The 21,625-nt window shown below is 38.8% G+C and carries 2 protein-coding genes; both read right to left on the reverse strand.

Features of this window, described 5'->3' with window-relative positions; all coding sequences use genetic code 11:
* Positions 1–273 precede the first annotated feature (273 nt).
* A complete protein-coding gene (locus tag AC1DMU_RS07450; protein WP_476941487.1) occupies positions 274–15,156 on the reverse strand; it encodes a non-ribosomal peptide synthetase in 14,883 nt (4,960 codons plus the stop codon).
* The gene (locus tag AC1DMU_RS07455) at positions 15,153–21,623 is read right to left on the reverse strand and encodes a non-ribosomal peptide synthetase (RefSeq protein ID WP_088063390.1); all 6,471 of its coding nucleotides are present in this window, start codon (positions 21,621–21,623) and stop codon (positions 15,153–15,155) included. Before AC1DMU_RS07455 ends, AC1DMU_RS07450 begins: the two co-directional genes overlap by 4 nt.
* Positions 21,624–21,625: the final 2 nt, after the last annotated feature.

The following is a 21,625-nucleotide window of genomic DNA, read 5'->3' on the forward strand; positions in this document are numbered from 1 at the left end:
TGCATATACAATAGGAAAGGTGTATATTTACATATCAATGAAAATATGCACCTTTCCTCAGTAATATCATCAGGTATTCGCTTCTATTACAAAGATTTCAGAGCATTTACATCTTACTATGGGTAACTCATTAAGATTTCTATGTCTCTACCAATTTCTTTTTACATTATCCCCTTAAAAAGTAATGCTCTTAATATATTCATTATTCCCTACACTTGATATGCAGGTATTGGGCTGCCCTTTTCGTTCATAGCCTTGCATCTTTTGTACTCTCTAATTTTCCGTTAATAAAATGGATCTCTCTTTTATTCCTTCAAATTCCTTTAATAGATACATAGCTATTTTTTCAACTGCAGGGGAACCCACTATTTCTTCATGTAATCCAGGGACTGAATATCTATTTACTCTTCCTTTTAATAAAGGTCCCCAATCTGTAAACAACTCTTTTCCTTCCTCAGCACTAAAGTAGAGAAGTTCTCCAGAGTATGGTATTAAATCATGCTCTGCCATTATGTTCAGGCATTTCCTATGTGCATTGATAACTTGCTTCAAATTGATAAGATCTGCATCAGGCGGGAGTACTCCTTCCATAATTAATTGCTCCACAAGCATATCTTGTTTATGGACAAGGTCTCCTTCCTGCTCAGTAAGATCTCTAGGAATGAAATGCTCATATATATATGAGAGCATATCCTCACTCGTTTTATAGTCCTGCTTTGAAGGTACTTTTGTATCCATGAGTACCAACAACTCAACTTCCTCACCTTGATTCTTTAGTACAGTTGCGATTTCATAAGCAATTGCACCGCCTAAAGACCATCCTCCAAGACGATATGGGCCTTCTGGCTGAACATGTTTTATTTCTTCAATGTAAAGTTGAATTAGTTCCGGCAAGGTCAACTCGTCAATTTCTCCCTTTTCTATAAGAGGATTCTGTAAACCGTAAAATGAACAATGGTTCTTAAGTAATCTTGCTAGTTGAATGTAACAGAATACATTCCCCATAAACGGATGAACGCAGAAGAAAGGTCTTTTTTCTGATTCTTGTAGTGGAACTAGCGCTGCTACTGATTTCGTCATATCATGCTTATCACGAATAAGGCATGCGATTCCTTCCACTGTTGGATTCTTAATCAATGTAGACACCTTAATTTCTTTTCCAAACTTCTCCCTAATTTTTGAAACTAATTTAATTACAAGGAGAGAGTGTCCTCCTCTATTAAAGAAATCATCATTTACATACACATCTTCTATCTGTAAGACATCCTGCCAGATTTTAATCAACTGATATTCAATTTCATCCCTTGGAATGATTGGTGTAGAGAAGTTATTTTCTCTTTGAATAGTTAAATTGTTCAATGCCTTTCGATCAACTTTGCCATTCGTTGTAAGAGGAATCTCGTCTACCTTAATAAAGTGTGCGGGAACCATATAATTCGGTACTTGTGTCTTGAGATATTCACGCCAATCATGCATACTACCATCTCCAACTACATAAGCAACCAATCTCTGCTCTCCTAATTTATCCTCTGTTACCAAAACTACTGCTTCTTTTACCAATGGATGCCTCTTTAGATTCGCTTCAATCTCTTCAAGTTCAATACGAAAGCCCCTAATTTTCACTTGATTATCAATTCTTCTCAAGTAATCTAAATTACCATCAGGTAAATAACGAACCAAATCTCCCGTACGATATAAACGCTCTTCTTCATTAAATGGATGACGGATGAATCGCTCTGCTGTTAATTCTGGGCGATTCAAGTATCCTCTCGCTATACCTGCACCACCAATATATAGCTCACCTGTTACACCAACTGGAACAGGTAACAAATTTTTATCCAATACATAAGTTTGAACGTTCGGCAACGGACGTCCAATTGTAACTCTCTTACTATCTGTTTGAATATGATAACACGTTGCATCAACTGTACATTCTGTAGGACCGTATACGTTATAAAAATCAATTTTTCCGGTCTCTACTAGCTGTTCCCATAATGACGGCATGATTGCTTCACCACCGACTAATATCTTACTTGGTACATGAACATCAGCACTTATTTCTAGCAATCCTCCATCTATAAGTAATTGAAGTAATGAAGGTGTCATATCAAACATTTCCAATTTATTCTCCCTAATATAGGACACAAATTGTTCCGGATTAGTGCGAACTTCACTTGGGATAATATATAAACTTGAACCATAAAGCAACATTTGTAATTGCTGAATAGATACATCAAAGGCAATTGACGCATTCAAACCGACACGCATATTACTAGGTATCTCATGTGAGAAAACTTCTTTTTGTAAACCATATGATAGGTTTATTACAGAATGGTGCTGTACTAAAGCCCCCTTTGGATTCCCTGTCGAACCAGAAGTATAGATAACATACGCTAAGTTTTCCCCTGTTACCTCACATATTGGTGAAAGTTTGCTTTCTTGAGAAAGCATTGCTTGGTCCCTATCTAGGCAAACTGTCTTGATTTCTTTAGGTATCCATCCTAGTAATACCTCATTCGTAACTAACACTTTAATTCCTGTGTCTTCTAAAATATATTGCAGGCGGCTTTCCGGATTCGATGGATCCAACGGAACATAGGCTGCTCCAGCCTTCCAAATTCCCATGAGACCAACAACCATCTCAACTGATCGATCAAAGCAGAGGCCAACTAATGACTCTGTCCTAATTCCACATTTCTGTAAATGATGGGCTAATTGATTAGCTCTTTCATTCAGCTCTCGATACGTTAGTTGCTGTTTTTCATCTACCACTGCCAACGCGTCAGGTGTACGATTTACTTGCTCTTCGAATAGTTGATGAATTACATTCTCACGTGGATAGGATATAGCATTATTATTCCATTCTTCCAATAGCTTTCTTTGTTCAGCTTCCGTAATATATACTAGCTCCGATAGATTTTGATCAATGTTTTTGAGCATTTGCATTAACACTTGTTGTAAATGACCCAGCATTCGTTCAATGGTTACTCTATTAAACTTACTACGGTCATACATTAACTTTAACGATAATTGGATTCCTGGAACTACAGCCAACCCTAATGGGTAGTGGGTTTGTTCTACTCCTTCCAATTCACCAATTTCCAGATTTTCTGAAGCCTCTTCTTTCACTGGATAATTTTCAAACACATATAAACTATTGAACAGAGGTGTTCCTCTAGGAACTTCACTCCACCCCTGAATTTCTGTCAAAGAAGCATACTCATATTGTCTTCTTTCTATCTCTTCCTCTTGTATCTTCTGCAACCAATCCATTACTTTTATATCATCCATCAATTGAATTCGCGTCGGTGACGTTGTAATAAAAGGACCTACGATGTTTTCAACATCAATAATCTCCGTAGAACGCCCTGAGCTTGTTACACCAAAGACAATGTCATTTTCTCCACTATATCGGCTCATGAGATATGCCCATGCACCTTGAATTACTGTGCTCAAAGTAAGTTTATTGCGTTTCGCCCATCCTTGTAACGCTTGAGTCTGCTCTTCTGATAAATACGTAACCTTCTCTGTGTAACCTTTTTCTTCCTCTTTACTTTCTAAGCCCAGCAAAGTTGGTGCAGTAAAACCTTTTAGCTTCTCCCTCCAGAATTGTTCCGCCTGCTCCTTATCTTGCTCTCTTAACCATTGGATATATTTCTTATATGGTGAAGACTTAGGTAACTTCACAGCTTCTCCATTCATTCTCTTCTGATAGACTGTAAGTAATTCATTAAATACTAATGGTAAACTCCATCCATCCAGTAAAATATGGTGATGGGTCCAAACAATCCGATATTCTTCCTCACCTTCTTGAATGACTGTTACCCGCATCAATGGCGCTTCATCAAATTGGAAGGCTTGTTTTCGATCTAATGCCAAAAAGACTTTTCTTTTTCCCTCTATCTCTTCACTTGTCATTGTACGCCAGTCTTCTTTGTTCACTTTAAATGGGATATTTTCATACACCACTTGTACAGGTTCTTCAATTTCGTCCCATACAAATGCTGTACGAAAAATTTCATGTCGCTGAATTACAGATTTCCACGCCTGCTCAAAAGTAGGAATATTCATTTTTCCTCGAATCATAAAACTCAATTGCACTATATACGGTGCAACATGTTCATCCCCTTGGTCATGCAATGTGTGGAAAATCATACCTTCTTGCAAAGGTGATAGTGGATATAAATCAGTAATCTGATTGTTCTTTCCGCGATGCATTTTGTTTAGTACATTTATCAAACCTTCTTGGCTAAGATTAGTCATTGCAAAATCCGAAATGGTCAATGCAGATTCTCTATCTGAAGATTGAATCAATGTACTCAGTTGATAAAGCATATTCTGTGCAATACTTTGAATCGTTGATTTGGCAAATTGCCCAACATTGTATACCCAAGTGAACTGAAGTTTTCCATCCGTTACAACCCCAATTACATCAATTACATGCGAGCGCTTGGAACCGGCAGCATGATCTAAACGCTTAAATTTGTTCTCTGGAATAAACATTGCATCGCTAGAAAACATTTGATCAAATTGTCCAAGATAGTTAAAACTAATAGACGGTGTATATTGCGAGCTTAATTGCTCACACATTGTTGCGTTCATGTAACGCAACACCCCATAATCAACACCCTTATTAGGAATTTTGCGAATTTGTTCTTTAACTGCTTTTAATGCTGCAATTGGCGTATGAGCACTAGTAATATTTAAATGAACTGGGTAAATGCTTGTAAACCATCCCACGGTTCTCGATAAATCAACATCTTCTATAATCTCTTCTCGACCATGTCCCTCTAAATCTACGCTCAATATCGGCTGCCCCGTACATGCTGCCGTAGCTTGTACCAATGCTGCTAATAATACTTCATTGATTTGGACACGGTGAGTGCTTAAAGTCTCTTGCAATAACATACGGGTTTCATTCTCATTTAACACCACAGTAATTTCCTCAGTTACTGCGCTTACTGGATTACTTATAGTACCATCTACCGGCAGTATAACTACGTCTTGTTCCGCCTGCTCCTCCCAGTAATGCAGCACTTCTTGTGATATTCCAGATTCAGCGTAATGATGTAATCTCTCCGACCACTCTTTAAAGGATGTACTTTTCATAGGTAATTGAATTTTCTGCCCTTGGACTGCTTGCGTATACGCTGTTTGCAAATCTTCCAATAAAATTCGCCAAGAAACACCATCAACGGCTAAATGATGAATTGTCCAAAATAATCGGCCAGCGTGCTCACCTTCATCAAAATACACCATTCTCATTAACGGACCATCATGTAAATTCAAACTTTCTTGTGCAATATTAATCTCTTTTTGAATAACCTGATGCCAATCAGCTTCCGGCACTTCGTCTAATGAAATGACAGTAAGCATCAATTGCTCTTCTATTCCTTCATTCCACTGTTTCCAAACCCCATTAGGTAAACGTTCATATCTTAAACGCAGGGCATCATGATGAAGTAGAAGGTTACCCGCTGCCTTTTCAAGTGATCCTATGTCCAATTTCTCTTTCGTTCTAAAGAACATGGATTGATTCCAATGATGTGGGTTAGGATGATTTTGTGCAAAAAACCTTTGCTGAATAGGTGTAAGTATCGTCTCTCCAGTTATAATTTCCTGTTCAGCTTGTACACCTTGTTCTTCTTTGACTACTTGCGCCAACTCAGCAATCGTTTGGTGTTCAAATATTTGTTTTGGTGTCAATTGTAAACCAACTTGCTTCGCACGAGAGACAATCTGAATGCTAAGAATTGAATCTCCACCAATTTCAAAGAAGTTATCATTCATACCAATACGTTTTGAACCCAGCACACGTTCCCAAATGATAGAAAGCTTACGTTCATGTTCATTTCTTGGGGCCACGTATCCTTCTTGTGTTCCTTGATAATCTGATATAGGTAACGATTTCCGATCAATCTTTCCATTTATGGTTAGCGGTAATTCTTTCATTTCGACAAAGTAGGAAGGTATCATATGGATTGGCAGTTTTGTTTTAAGATACTCTCGCCATTCTTCTAAACTGCCTTCGCCCACTACATAAGCTACCAGCCTCTTATCTCCCGACTGATTTTCCCTAACTATTACAACTGCCTCTTTTACCAAGTAATGCTCCTGTAAGGTGGACTCAATCTCTCCAAGTTCAATTCGAAATCCTCTAATCTTCACTTGGTTATCTATTCTTCCTAAATAGTCTATATTACCGTCAGGAAGATATCTCACGAGGTCTCCTGTTCTATATAACCTCTCGCCTTCTTTGAATGGATTTGAAATAAATCGCTCGGACGTTAATTCTGGACGATTCAAGTATCCCCTTGCTAGACCTGCTCCTCCGATATAAAGTTCCCCCATCACACCAACTGGAACTGGCAACCTATTTCTATCTAATACATAAGTTTGGACGTTAGGCAATGGACGCCCAATTGTTACTCTCTTGCTATCTTTTTTGATATGATAGCATGTTGCATCAACCGTACATTCTGTAGGACCATATACATTATAAAACTGTATTTTATCAGTCTCTACTAGCTGTTCCCATAATGACGGCATAATCGCTTCACCACCAACCAGTACCTTACTTGGAACATGAACGCCATCGCACGTTTCTAACAATCCGACATCTATAAGTAATTGAAGCAATGAAGGTGTTATATCAAAGATTTCTAACTTGTTCTCCCTAATATAAGCTACAAACTGCTCCGGATCACTTCGTACTTCATTCGGAATAATATACAAACTTGAACCATAAAGCAGCATTTGTAATTGCTGAATAGATGCATCAAAGGCAATTGACGCATTTAAACCGACATGCATGTTAGATGGTATCTCATGTTCGAAAACCTCTTTTTGTAAGCCATGCGACAAGTTTATTACAGAATGATGCTGTATCAAGACACCCTTTGGGTTCCCCGTCGATCCCGAAGTATAAATAACATACGCTAAATTTTCTCCTGTTACTTCACATTTTGGTGAAAGAATGCTTTCTTGTAAAATCATTGTTTGATCCCGATCTAGACAAACTATCTTGACCTCTTTAGGTATCCAGTCTTCTAATGACTCATTCGTAACTAATACTTGAATTCCAGTGTCCTCCAAAATATATCTTAGACGACTTTCTGGATATGATGGGTCCAATGGAACATATGCTGCTCCAGCCTTCCAAGCTCCCATAATACTAACAATCATCTCAACTGAACGCTCAAAACAAAGTCCAACCAATGATTCATTCCCAATCCCGCATTGCTGAAGATAGTGGGCCAATTGATTAGCTTTTTCATTGAGCTCTCGATACGTTAACTGCTGTTTTTCATCTACCACTGCTATCGCGTCAGGTGTACGATTTACTTGCTCTTCAAACAGCTGATGAATCGTACTTTCCTGTAGATATGCTACAGCATCATTATTCCACTCTTCCAACTGTTTTTGCTGTAATCCTGATAATATAGGCAACTTAGCTAATGATTTATCCGGATTTTTCACGATTACATTCAACCAGTTTCTAAAATGTTCGGCCATAGATTCAATAGTTAAGCTGTCAAATAAATCAGTCCTATAAACAAAAGTAAGTAATAAACCCTCTTCCACTTCTGCAGCAGTTAAACTTAAATCAAACTTAGCGATTGGAGCGTTACTTTCCATTACTTCTATATTTCTTCCATGTAGTTCTGGTAGCTCTTGTCCCATATTTTGCAAAGTAAACATGGTTTGGAAAATTGGAGAATAGCTTGTATTTCGTTCAGGTTGGATAACCTCTACAATTTTCTCAAACGGAACATCTTGATACTCATACGCCTTCAATGCTTTTATCCGCACTTGGGACAACAACTCTTGAAATGCCGGTGCATTACTTAAATCAGCTCGATAAACCAAGGTGTTGACAAAGAAACCAATCAGCCCCTCAATTTCTCGATAATTTCGATTTGCAATTGGGCTGCCAACAATAATATCCGTTTGTCCCGTATAACGAGCAAGGAAACTTTGATACGATGCCAATAAGGTCATGAAAAGTGTGGCCCCTTCTTGACGACTTAGTTCGTTTAATTTATCCAGTAATGAGCGTGACAACAAAACACTATGAGTTAATCCATGGTGGGTTTGCACTGGCGGACGCGGACGATCCATTGGCAACATTAAGACTGGTAACTCACCAGATAATTCTTCCTTCCAATATGCAAGCTGTTGATTTAGTACTTCATCTTTCAACCATTCTCTTTGCCACTGAGCAAAATCGGCATATTGAACTGGTAGTGGTTCCAGCTCTGCTTGTTTCTCACCAATCGCATTCTCATAAAATGCCATCCATTCTTGAAGCAAGATTTCCATCGACCATCCATCCGAGATAATATGATGCATATTACACAGAAGAACCCATTCTTCTTCTGAAATTCTTATGAGTTTCCCACGGAATAACGGCCCTTGTTCTAAATCAAATGGAGATTCTACTTCAGTTTGAATCCATTGCTCCAACTTTCTTTCTCGCTCCTCTAATGAAAGCTTAGTTAAGTCCATTTGCAGAAGCGGACGGAAAATATACGGTTGAATCTGCTGCACAGGATGGCCATCCTCTTCATAAAATACAGTCCGCAAAGATTCATGACGCTCTATCAACTGATTCCATCCCAACTCCAATGCCTCAGGTAACCAACTCCCTGTAAGGCGGCATGCCATTGGCATATTATAAAGTGCACTATTAGGTGCAAATTGATCAATAAACCATAAGCGCTGTTGGGCATAAGATAGTGGAATATTATTTCCTCGTTCCATCGGCACCAGTGGTGGAATTTCTCGTTTTTCGCTCCCCTTACGTAACTGATCGATTCGTTTCGATAATGCCTCGACCGTTGAATATTCGAACAGTTCACGTACTGGCAATTTGATTTGAAAGACTTCCTGTAAGCGTGAGACCACTTGTGTAGCAAGTAGAGAGTGACCACCAAGCTCAAAGAAAGAATCCTGAACACCAATGTCTCCTATTCCTAGCACCTGACTCCACACTGAAGCGATAAGTTCTTCCAGCGGATTTCGTGGGTAAACAGTATTTTCTTCGGATTGTTCACTAAGTATAGGCAATGCCTTCAAATCAAGTTTTCCATTCGGTGTAAGTGGTAAAAATTCCATCTCAATAAAGTTTGTTGGAACCATGTAATTAGGTAAATGTGTTTGTAGATATTCTCGCCATTCATGGACACTTCCTTCACCAACTACATAAGCTACTAATCTCTTATCGCCTTGATTATCCTCTCGTACCAATACAACTGCTTCTTTCACAGAAGAATGCGCCTGCAAAACAGCTTCTATTTCTCCCAATTCAATTCGGAAACCACGAATTTTCACTTGGTCATCTATACGTCCATGGAACTGGAGATTACCATCAGAAAGATAACTTGCTTTGTCTCCTGTGTAATAGAGACGTTCTCCTGACTTGAAAGGATGTGGAATAAATTTTTCCTTTGTAAGATCCGGACGATTAGCATATCCACGTGCAAGACTCTTCCCTCCAATATAGAGATCTCCAATTACACCAATTGGTACTAGCTGAAGATGAGAATCTAATACATAAACTTCTGTATTCGCAATCGGTCGACCAATCGATGGCGTACCTGTTGTCACTCCTACAGGTACATAACAATCTGTGGTAACGACTGTATTTTCCGATGGACCATACTGATTAATTACCGCAAAAGGAATATCGTTAGATGGATACTGCGTTAATTGATCCCCACCAGTAATGATAAAACGAAGATCCGTTTTATCTGGCCAAGATAATTTCAAGAGTCTTTCCAGAATAGGCGTAGGTGCAAAGCTAGCTGTTATTCGTGAATCAATGAGCCAGTCCCTTAGTGCTTCTGGATTAATTCTCAGTTCCTCTGTTGACAAGTAGAGTGCTGCACCAGCAGTTAGATACGGCCAAATCTCCTGAACAGCCGAATCAAAAGCAACACCTGCAATCTGAGTCGCACGATCCTCTGCTGAAATACGATAAACTTCTTGATGCCAAGAAACCATATTTATTAATGAGCGATGTTCAACCATGACACCCTTCGGTTTTCCTGTAGAACCAGAGGTATAGACAATATAGGCTAAGTTCTCTGGATTTATTTGACGTGTAGGTGCGATTACGCTTTCCACCGTTAATTCTTCTAACCTCACCATTTCGACGTGTGCAAAATGTCCTTCTTGTCCATCCGCCGTCACTACAAATTGAATTCCTGCATCTTCAATCATGTATTCTAACCTTGATTTTGGATACAACGGATCTAAAACAACATAAGCTCCACCAGCTTTTAAAATGCCTAGTAAACTTGCCATTAGCTCAGCTGACCTCGGAAGATAAACTCCCACCACTGACTCTGGGGCTACTCCCTTTCGCTGTAAAACATTTGCCAACTGATTTGCTTGTGTATCCAGCTCACCATAAGTCCACTGTTTTGTTTGATCGACTACCGCAATCGCATCAGGACGCCTCGCTACTTGCTCCTCAAATCTGTCGCAAATAAGACCCTGATGAGACATTTCCATTACAGTGTCATTCCATGTTTCTAATAACAATGTACGTTCGTGTTCCGATAGCATGCTCAGGCCATGCAACGGATTTTGTGGGCGATGAGAAACTTCATGTAGCCATTTCTCAAAGTGTCCTGCCATCCGTTCAATAGTAGTAGCATTGAATAAATCCTTATTATACTCAAAAGTAAAAAGTAATCCCTCTTCTGTCTCAACTGCCATCACACTTAAATCAAACTTTGCAATTGGACTATGGCTTTCTATCATTTCAATACTTCTACTAGATAACACCGGAAACTCTTGTTTCATATTTTGCAAGATGAACATAGTCTGGAAGATTGGCGAATGACTTGTACTTCGCTCCGGTTGCACAACTTCTACAATTTTTTCAAATGGGATATCTTGATATTCATACGCCTTCAATGCCTTTTGACGAACCTGATACAGTACATCTTGAAATGTCGGTCCACCACTCAAATTAGCTCGATAAACTAGCGTGTTAACAAAGAAACCAATTAGTCCTTCAATTTCTCTATAATTCCGATTCGCAATTGGGCTTCCGACCAAAATATCTTCTTGTCCCGTATAACGAGATAGAAAACTTTGATATGCAGCCAACAGCGTCATGAAGAGTGTAGCCCCTTCTTTTCGGCTAAGTTCATTCAATTTATCATGTAGCGTGCTTGGCAGAACCAGAGTGTATGTCGACCCGTGATGAGTTTGTATTGCAGGACGCGGGCGATCCATAGGAAGTTGGAGTACAGGAAGCTCCCCAGACAATTCTTCCCTCCAATATTGGAGTTGTTGATCAAGCACTTCCTCCTTTAGCCATCCTTTTTGCCACTGAGCGAAGTCGGCGTATTGAACCGGTAATGGTTCAAGTTCCGCTACCTTTCCATCCGTTGCTTCCTCATAAAATGCCATCCATTCTTCAAGTAGGATTCCCATTGACCATCCATCTGAAATGATATGATGTAAAGTACAAAGGAGTATCCATTCTTCCTCTCCCACGTGCAAAATACTTGTCCTGATTAACGGCCCCTCTGTTAAATCAAATGGCACTTCTGTTTCTTGTTGAATGAAACGTTTAACCTCTTCTTCTCGGTCTTCAGAAGAAAGCATAGTTAAATCCGTTTTCGGAATTGATTGAAAAGCATACGGTTTAATTTGCTGTACGGGTTGACCGTTCACTTCGTGAAAGACCGTCCGCAGTGATTCATGACGTTCTATTAGTTGATTCCATCCCATTTCCAATGCTTCAAGTAGCCAATTCCCTGTAAGGCGACATACCATTGGCATATTGTAAAGGGCACTATTAGGTGTAAATTGATCAATAAACCATAAGCGTTGTTGAGCATAAGATAGTGGAATAGTTTCTCCTCGTTCCATCGGTATTAGTGGCGGAATCTCTCGTTTTCTATCTCCTTTACGTAACTGATCTACTCGCTTTGCCAGTGACTCCACCGTCGTACATTCAAATAGTTCACGTACTGGTAATTCGATTTGAAAGATTTCCTGTAAACGTGAAACTACTTGAGTAGCTAATAGTGAGTGACCACCGATTTCAAAAAAGGAATCCTGTACACTAATATTTTTTATTCCTAACACTTGGCTCCATACGGAAACGATGAGCTCCTCCACTGGTGTTCGTGATGAAGTAATATCTTCACTTATGAACTGTTCTTCCAATTCCAATAAGGCTTTCCGATTCACTTTACCATTTGGAGTGAGTGGCATCCCTTCAATTTTGAAGAAGTATGCTGGAACCATATAATGTGGCAATTGCTTCTTGAGATATTTACGCCACTCTCCAGTATCTCCTTCACCCACTACATACGCTACTAACTGCTTATCTCCTGGTCGATCTTCCCTCACCAACACAACAGCCTCTTTTACAGATGGGTGATCATGTAAAGCTGCTTCAATTTCCCCCAATTCAATTCGGAATCCTCTAATTTTGACTTGATTATCTATTCTTCCAATATATTCTAAGTTACGATCATTCATATATCTCACCAGGTCACCCGTTCGATATAATCGTTCCCCATTCTTAAAGGGGTGCGAAATAAAACGTTCAGTAGTTAAATCTGGTCGATTGAAGTAGCCACGTGCCAATCCTACTCCCCCAAGGTAAAGTTCCCCTGCCACACCAATCGGGACCACTTGTTGATATTGATCTAACACATACAACTCTGTATTATCAATCGGACGACCAATCGGAATAAGCATTGGTTCTTTTTCTAAATCACAATCATAATAAGTCACATCCACAGTCGCTTCAGTAGGACCATACAAGTTAATTAACTTTGTTTGTTGAACATTGTAAAAGATCCCCTTAAATCGTCGAACCTGCTCAGTGTTTAACGCTTCTCCACTAGTAAAAACTTGAATTAAAGACGATAGATCCCTTTTCGAATTATATAGTTTCATATAATCTAAGAAAGTAGATAACATCGACGGAACAAAGTGCATGGTGGACACACGATATCGTTCAATGTATTCCTCAATCACCGCAGGATCTTTCTCTCCTCCTGGTGGAAGCAAACAAACCTGCGCCCCTACAAATGACCACCAAAATAATTCCCAGACAGAAACATCAAACGAAAACGGTGTCTTTTGTAGGATTGTATCCTCCTCGGATAATGGATATTTTTTCTGCATCCACTGTAAGCGGTTTATAACGGAATGATGTTCAATCATTACTCCCTTTGGATTTCCCGTCGAACCCGAAGTGTATATGATATAAGCTAAGTTATTTGCTGTCACTCCACTCACTGGAGCTAAATTACTCTCTTTAGAAATCATTACTCGATCCCGGTCTAAACAAATTGCTTGAATACCTTTAGGTAACCAGTCCTGTAGTGCCTCTTTTGTTAACAGCACTTGAATTTGTGAATTCTCCAAAATGTATCTCAGGCGGTTTTCGGGGTAACTTGGGTCCAGTGGGACATAAGCCCCACCTGCTTTCAAAATCCCAAAGAGACCAATAATCATATCAGGAGAACGTTCAATACATATACCGACTAATGATTCAGGTCCGATACCTCGTTTTTGTAGAAAATGTGCCAATTGGTTCGATTTTTCATCGAGTTCTTGATACGTTAGCTTTCCACCCTCATAAACTACCGCCACTGCATCAGGTGTCCGTGAAACTTGCTGCTCAAATAGCTCATGAATCATACAATCATGACCATAAACTACGTCCGTATCATTCCATTCTTCTAGGAGTTGTTTTTGCTCAGTGTCCGATAACATTGACAGCTTTGTATATGATTCATCTGGATGATACGTGATTTCATTTAGCCAGTTCTCAAAATGGCCTGCCATACGTGCAATGGTACTACTATCAAATAAATCCGTATTGTATTCAAATGAGACAAATAGACCTTCTTCCACTTCATAGGCAGTTAAGCTCAAATCAAATTTAGCAATAGACATATTACTTTCTACCATTTCAATACTTTTACCAGACAAATCTAGTCGTTCTTGTTTTATATTCTGTAGCGTAAACATGGTCTGAAAGATAGGCGAATGACTCATGCTTCGTTCAGGTTGCACAGCTTCTACCACTTTTTCAAATGGTATATCTTGATATTCGTAAGCTTTTAACGCCTTTTTCTTTGTTTGGCTCAAAATCTCCCGAAAAGTAGGGGTGCCACTCAAATCTGATCGGTAAACCAACGTATTAACAAAGAAACCAATTAATCCTTCTACTCCCTTGTGGTTCCGATTTGCAATCGGACTACCAACTAGAATATCTTTTTGTCCCGTATAACGAGCAAGAAAGCTCTGGTATGCAGCCATTAAAGTCATAAATAAAGTAGATCCTTCTTGTCGGCTTATATCCTTCAATTGACTAAGCAATTTATAAGGGAAAATTACGTGATGCGTAGCCCCAGAGTAAGTCTGCTTAACCGGTCGAGGTCGATCCACTGGCAGTTGTAAGATAGGAAGCTCACCAGACAATTCTTCCTGCCAATACGTAAGCTGACGATTTAGCACATCACCTTGCAACCACTCCTTTTGCCACTTCGCAAAGTCTGCATATTGAATGGATAATGAGCTTAATTTAGCAGGATTTCCGCCCGTTTCTTCTTCATAGAAAGCAAGTAATTCATTCATGAATATACCAATGGACCAAGCATCAGAAATAATATGATGCATCGTACACAGTAATAACCATTCATCCTTCTCTAATTGAACAAGCTGATTACGAATTAAAGGACCATTCATTAAATCAAATGGTTCTTGCGCTTCTCTCGCAATTAAACTATCTACCTCTTTTTCTTTTACTTCTAGAGGAAGTTGAGAGTAATCTCTTACAGGTAATGCTCTAGGAAGGAATTCGACAATTTGTTGCACAGGTTGTTCTCCTACTTCTTTAAAAACAGTTCGTAATGATTCATGGCGTTCAATGAGTCGATTGAATCCCTTTTCTAATGCTTCAGGTATCCAATTTCCTTTTAGATGCCATACCGTTGGAATATTATATAAAGAACTGTTTGGATTAAATCTGTCCATAAACCACAAACGTTGTTGCGCATAAGACAACGGGAGTGCTTCTTTATTCTCCTTTTTTTGCATTTGCTTCTGAAGCCATGCTCTCTTCTCAGGAGAAAGTGAACTCAGCTTTGCAAGTAAATCACTTCTCATTTTTTTACCCCTTCCTCAATCAAATTACTCTCGAATATCCCTTGTGCTTCTTCCTCTGATAACTCTTCTAATTGCTTAAGCAGTTCCAGTAATTCTTCATCATTACTCACTTCTGCTTCTTTTTGAATATAGTCTTGAAGACTTACATTCTCCTTACTATCATTCTGCATTTCTTGATTTTTGTTATCGAGCAATTGATCAATCTGTTCTGCCAATTGCTGCACCGTATGAAACATAAATAAATCATGCAATGGTATCTCGATTCCAAAAGCCTCTTTAAGATTAGAAACGGCTTGCGTAGCAAGTAATGAATGTCCACCAATTTCAAAAAACGAATCTTGAATTCCGATGTTTTCCATACCTAAAACTTCATGCCATATCGAAACAATTGTTTTTTCCGTAGACGTACGAGGAGCAATATAACCACTTGCTATCTCCTGTTTCTCTGGTGTTGGTAAAACCTTCCTATCAATTTTCCCATTAGGAGTGAGTGGAAATGCATTTAATCCAACAAAATAGGATGGAATCATATAATTTGGTAGTTGGTCCTTGAGATAATCACGCCACTTTTGAGCATCCCCGTCTCCTACAACATAGGCAATCAAATGTGGATCGCCAGGATAATCTTCCCGCACCATCACAATAGCTTCGTTAACTAATGTATGCTTTTGTAATACCGCTTCAATTTCTCCTAGTTCAATCCGGAACCCACGAATTTTCACCTGATGATCAATTCGTCCAACATACTCCAAATTTCCATCTGGCAAATACCTTACTAGATCTCCAGTCCGGTATACTCGCTCGTTTTCTTTAAACGGATGCGGTATAAATCGATTTTTCGTTAAGTCAGGGCGTTTTAAATATCCACGTGCTAACCCTGATCCACCAATGTACAGCTCACCAACTACACCAATTGGAACCATTTTTTGTTCAGCACTCAGTACATATACTTCTGTATTGAAGATTGGTTTACCAATTGGTGGTACCCTATGCATGACACCCTTTTCTAATTCCATATACGTGGAATACGTAGTATCTTCAGACGGTCCATATAAGTTGTATACCTTCTCAATCGTACTTCTCTCGTATAAATCTTGAACAAGCGGATATGGTAACGGTTCTCCAGCCAAATTCATTACCTTTACTGAAGAAGGAATTGTCTTTGCTCGAACCAGTTCCTTTGCTGCCGATGGCACAGTATTAACCAAAGTCACACCTTTGGTAGACAACTTGTCTAGATGTAGAGCATTTTCAGCGACAATCACCTTCCCCCCCATCGTTAAGGGAACAAATACTTCAAAAACGGATAAATCAAAAGATAGTGAAGTTGAAGCTAATACTCCCGCTAATGCCTTTCGGGAATACGTGTGATGCGCCCAATGAATCATTGTTACTGTATTCCTGTGCTCAATCATTACTCCCTTTGGATTTCCAGTGGAACCTGAAGTATAGATAATATAGGCTAAGTTATCGCCCGTCACTTCACTCGTGCATACCGTAGTAACTTCTTGTTCTATTTCTGATCGATTACGATCAATACAAATGACGTTGACGAATGTAGGTATAACCATTTTTTGTTGTAACTTTTCCTGTGTCACCAGTACCTTTATTTGAGCATCTTCTAAAATGTACTGCAGTCGACTTTCCGGATATGCTGGATCAATTGGGACATATGCTCCTCCTGCCTTCATAATTCCTAAGAGACCGACAATCATCTCGGATGAACGTGTAACACAAATCCCAACTAATGATTCGCATGTAACACCATTTTTTTGTAAATAATGTGCCAACTGATTCGAGCGTTCGTCCAACTCTCGATATGTTAGTTCTTCATCTTCGCACACTACTGCAATTGCTTCTGGTGTTTTTTCCACTTGTTCTTCAAACATTGTATGAATCATGCTATCTTCTATATCAATAACAGCTAATTCATTCCATTCCTCTAGTAGTTGCTTATATTCTATTTTCGATAACATATTCAATTCTGATAATAAACATTTTGGATAAGAGGCAATTTGATTTAGCCAATGTTCAAAATGACTTACCATACGTTCAATGGTTGTATCATTAAACAAATCAGTATTATATTCAAAGGTTAGTGATAATCCTTCTTCCGTCTCAGAAGCAAATAAACTCAAATCAAATTTTGCAACAGAAACATGGCTTTCCATGAGTTCCATTTGTCTTTCAGATAGCTGAAGAAACTCTTGTTTCGTATTCTGTAAAGTAAACATGGTTTGGAATATTGGTGAATGACTTGTATTCCGTTCCGGCTTTACGGATTCTACCACTTTCTCAAATGGAATATCCTGATACTCGTATGCTTTTAGTGCTTTTTTTCTTACCTGCGACAAAAGTTCTTGGAACGTCGGGTTTTCACTGAAATCAGCTCGATAAACTAACGTATTTGCAAAGAGACCTATTAATCCCTCAATCTCTTTCACATTTCGATTAGCAATCGGGCTTCCAACTATGATGTCGTCCTGTCCTGTATAACGAGAAAGGAAGCTTTGATACGCTGCCATCAATGTCATAAATAAAGTGCATCCTTCTTGCAGACTTAAATCTTTGAGCTTTTCCTGTAGGGAATTCACCACTATTAAAGACTGACTTGCACCACGATGGGTTTGAACTGCAGGTCGAGGACGATCCATCGGTAATTGTAAAACCGGTAGTTCCCCAGACAATTCTTCCTTCCAATATTGAAGGTGCTGATTCAAATTCTCTTCTTTTTGCCATTCCTTCTGCCACATGACAAAATCTGCATATTGGATAGATAACTCCTTCAATTCCACCGGTTTGCCGCTTAATGCTCCTTCATAAAAAGCCATCCATTCTTCAAGTAAGATTCCCATTGACCATCCATCTGAAATAATATGATGCATCGTACAAATGAGAATCCACTCTTCACTGTCCACTTTCAATATGCGTGTTCGAATTAGAGGACCTTGTCCAAAATAAAATGGTTCCTCAGCTTCGTTTTGAATGAGCCGTTTCATTTCTCTTTCCCTATCTTCCAAAGAGAGATCTGTTAGATTCGTTTGAGGGATATGCCCGAATACATGAGATTGAACCTGTTGAAAAGGTTCACCCTCTTGTTCTAGAATTATCGTTCGTAATGATTCATGACGCTCCAACAATTGATTCCATCCGGCCTCCAATGCTTCAATTGACCATTTACCTGTTAAGCGACACGCTGCATGAATATTGTACATAGCACTATTTGGCATTAATTGATCAATAAACCATAGACGTTTCTGCGCATAGGAAAGTGGAATAGCTTCTTCCCGTTTCATAGGTACAAGAGGGGCAATCTCTCGTTTTTTATCTTCTTTTCGTAACTGATCTACTCGTTTCGCCAACGCTGCCACTGTATCGTGCTTGAAAAGTTCACGTAAGGGAATTTTGATTTGGAACAATTCTTGCAATCGAGAGACAATTTGAGTAGCAAGTAGTGAGTGTCCACCACGTTCAAAAAAGGAATCCTGAATACCAATATTCCCCACCCCTAACACTTGACCCCAAACCGAGGCAATAAGCTCTTCCGATGGCGTCCGAGGTAGAACATTTAAATCTCCAATAGCTTGATCATCAGGTGCTGGCAAGGCCTTTCGATCAATTTTCCCATTCGGAGTAAGCGGGAAGTGTTCTAGCTCTACAAAGTGTGCTGGAATCATATGATTTGGTAATTGGTTTTGTAAATACTCTCTCCACTCCTCGGTATTTCCATCGCTTATTACATATGCAACCAATCGTTGATCACCTGGACGATCTTCTCTAACTAATACAACAGCCTCTTTAATAAACGAACATTTTTCTAAAGTCGCTTCAATTTCTCCTAATTCAATCCTAAAACCACGCATTTTGACTTGATGGTCCATTCGACCTATAAATTCTATATTTCCATCAGTTAAATATCTTACTGAATCTCCTGTTCGATATAGTCGTTCCCCCAATCGAAATGGATGTGAAACGAATTTTTCAGCAGTAAGATTCGGACGATTTAAGTATCCACGCGCTAAACCAGCACCACCAATATATAACTCACCCTCAATTCCTATTGATTGCAGGCGTTGATTTTGGTCTAATACATATAATTGCGTGTTCTGTATTGGCCGCCCAATAGAAACAAATTCTTGATTAGGCTGAATATCAAATGCATTCACATAAATAGTGGCTTCAGTTGGTCCATAAAAGTTGGTTAATTTCACTTGTCCACTATAATTCCATTTTTGCTGAAATCGTCTAACTAACCCTGAACTTAGTTCTTCCCCACCAGAAAATACATGGCGTATGGACGAACAATTCATGTTCAATTCGATACGATTGAAGTGATCTAAGAAAACTGATAACATCGAAGGTACAAATTGAACTATAGTAACCTGATGTTTTTTAATCACTTCAGCTATAATAGAAGGATCTTTTTCTCCACCTGGAGGTAGGAAAGATACACTTGCACCAACGTGAATACCCCAAAACAACTCCCAAACAGAGACATCAAATGAGAATGGCGTTTTCTGCAAGACCACATCCTTTTCAGAAAGTGGATATTTATGTTGCATCCATTCTAGATAATTGATTACTGAATGGTGCTCAATCATTACTCCCTTTGGATTCCCTGTAGATCCTGAAGTATACATAACATACGCTAAACTTTCTCCTGTTACACCACTTATACATGGGGTTGATTTTTCTTTTTCAATTGCAGTGTAATCTTTATTCATACAAATCGTTTCAATATTTTCAGATATAAACGAATTTTTAGAATCATCTTCCATCACTAGTACTTCGATCCCAGCATCCTCTAATATATATCGAAGCCGACTCTCTGGATAAGTAGGGTCAAGTGGAACATACGCTGCTCCTGATTTTAGAATCCCTAATAACGCTATCATCATTTGTAATGAACGTTCCATATATACCCCAACTAGAGACTCTGGGCCTACACCATGCTTTTGTAAATAATGAGCTAGTTGATTCGCACGCTTCTCTAACTCTTTATAGGTAATTTGTTCATTTTCGTAAATAGCCGCGATTGCTTCCGGTGTTTTTTTTACTTGCGCCTCAAATATCGTATGAATCATGCCTTCAGCCGAATAATTTACTTGAGTATGATTCCATTCCTCTAGTAACAGTATCTGTTCTTCCGCTGTTAAATGAATAATTTCAAAGAGTTTTGAATCTAGGTTCTTCGTCATCTGAATTAGTATTTGCAATAAGTGATTCTGAATCCGATTTATTGTTCCTTCATTAAAATAGCTTCGATCATACATTAACTTTAAAGTAATTTTCTTACCGGGCATTACAATGAGTGTTAAAGGATAATTGGTTTGTTCCGCGCTTTTAATATCTAATAATCTTAAATCTTCATTTCTCTCACCTTGAATTGGATAATTTTCAAACACATACAAGGTATGAAACAAGGAACTATTTCGTGGAACCTCACTCCATCCTTGAATATCTATCAACGAATTATACTCATATTGTCTTCGTTCCATTTCTTTCATTTGTATTTTACGAAGCCAATCTACTACTGATGTATTATCCGTTAATCGAATTCTAGTAGGTAAGGTGTTAATAAATAACCCCACCATATTCTCTGCTCCCATTAAATCAGTAGGACGTCCAGAGCTAGTTACGCCAAATACGATGTCACTTTCACCGCTATACCTACTCATCAAATAAGCCCATGCACCTTGTACTAACGTATTCAACGTTAATCGACTATTTCGTACCCACTCTTGTAAATTCTCAGTAAGTTCCTCAGATACTTGATAAACACACTCTCCATAGCCCTTCTCTTGTCCTTGGTTCTTTCTTTCCATTGCTAATGGCGTAGGTGCATAGAACCCTTTTAATTCTTCTTTCCAAAATTCCTCTGCTTGACTTTGATCTTGTTTATTTATCCACTGGATATATTTTTTATAAGGAAGAGATTTAGGAAGATTCAATAATTCTCCCCTTATCATCTTGAGATAAACTTCCATCACTTCACTAAAGACCAATGACACACTCCATCCATCTAGCAAAATATGATGATGTGTCCAAATAATCCTCGTTTCCTCATTTGCCTCTTTAATCGCAGTGACTCTCATCAATGGTGCTTCATCTAATAAAAATCCTTTTCTACGATCTGCATTTAAAAACTGTTGTAATTTCTTCGCCCTTTCCTTGTGTGAATGGGCGCTCCAATCCTCTTGATGAATAGTAAAAGGAAGACGTTGGTAAACCGCTTGTAGTGGTTTTTCTACTTCCTCCCACACAAATACTGAACGTAAAACCTCATGTCGATGAATAACATATTCCCAGGCCTTTTCAAAAGTAGCAATATCCAATTGCCCCCCGAGCAAGAAACCTACTTGTACAATATAGGAAAATGAATGTTCATCATCTTGATCGTATAAAGTATGAAACAGTATTCCTTTTTGCAAAGGTGATAAACCATATATATCAATAACGTCTCCCATTT

The organism is Bacillus sp. 01N45, assembly GCF_056399205.1.

Excerpts from the sequence above, each read along its gene's own strand:
- AC1DMU_RS07450 (WP_476941487.1), bottom strand. The coding sequence starts at position 15,156 with ATGAGAAGTGATTTACTTGCAAAGCTGAGTTCACTTTCTCCTGAGAAG.
- AC1DMU_RS07455 (WP_088063390.1), bottom strand. The coding sequence starts at position 21,623 with ATGGGAGACGTTATTGATATATATGGTTTATCACCTTTGCAAAAAGGA.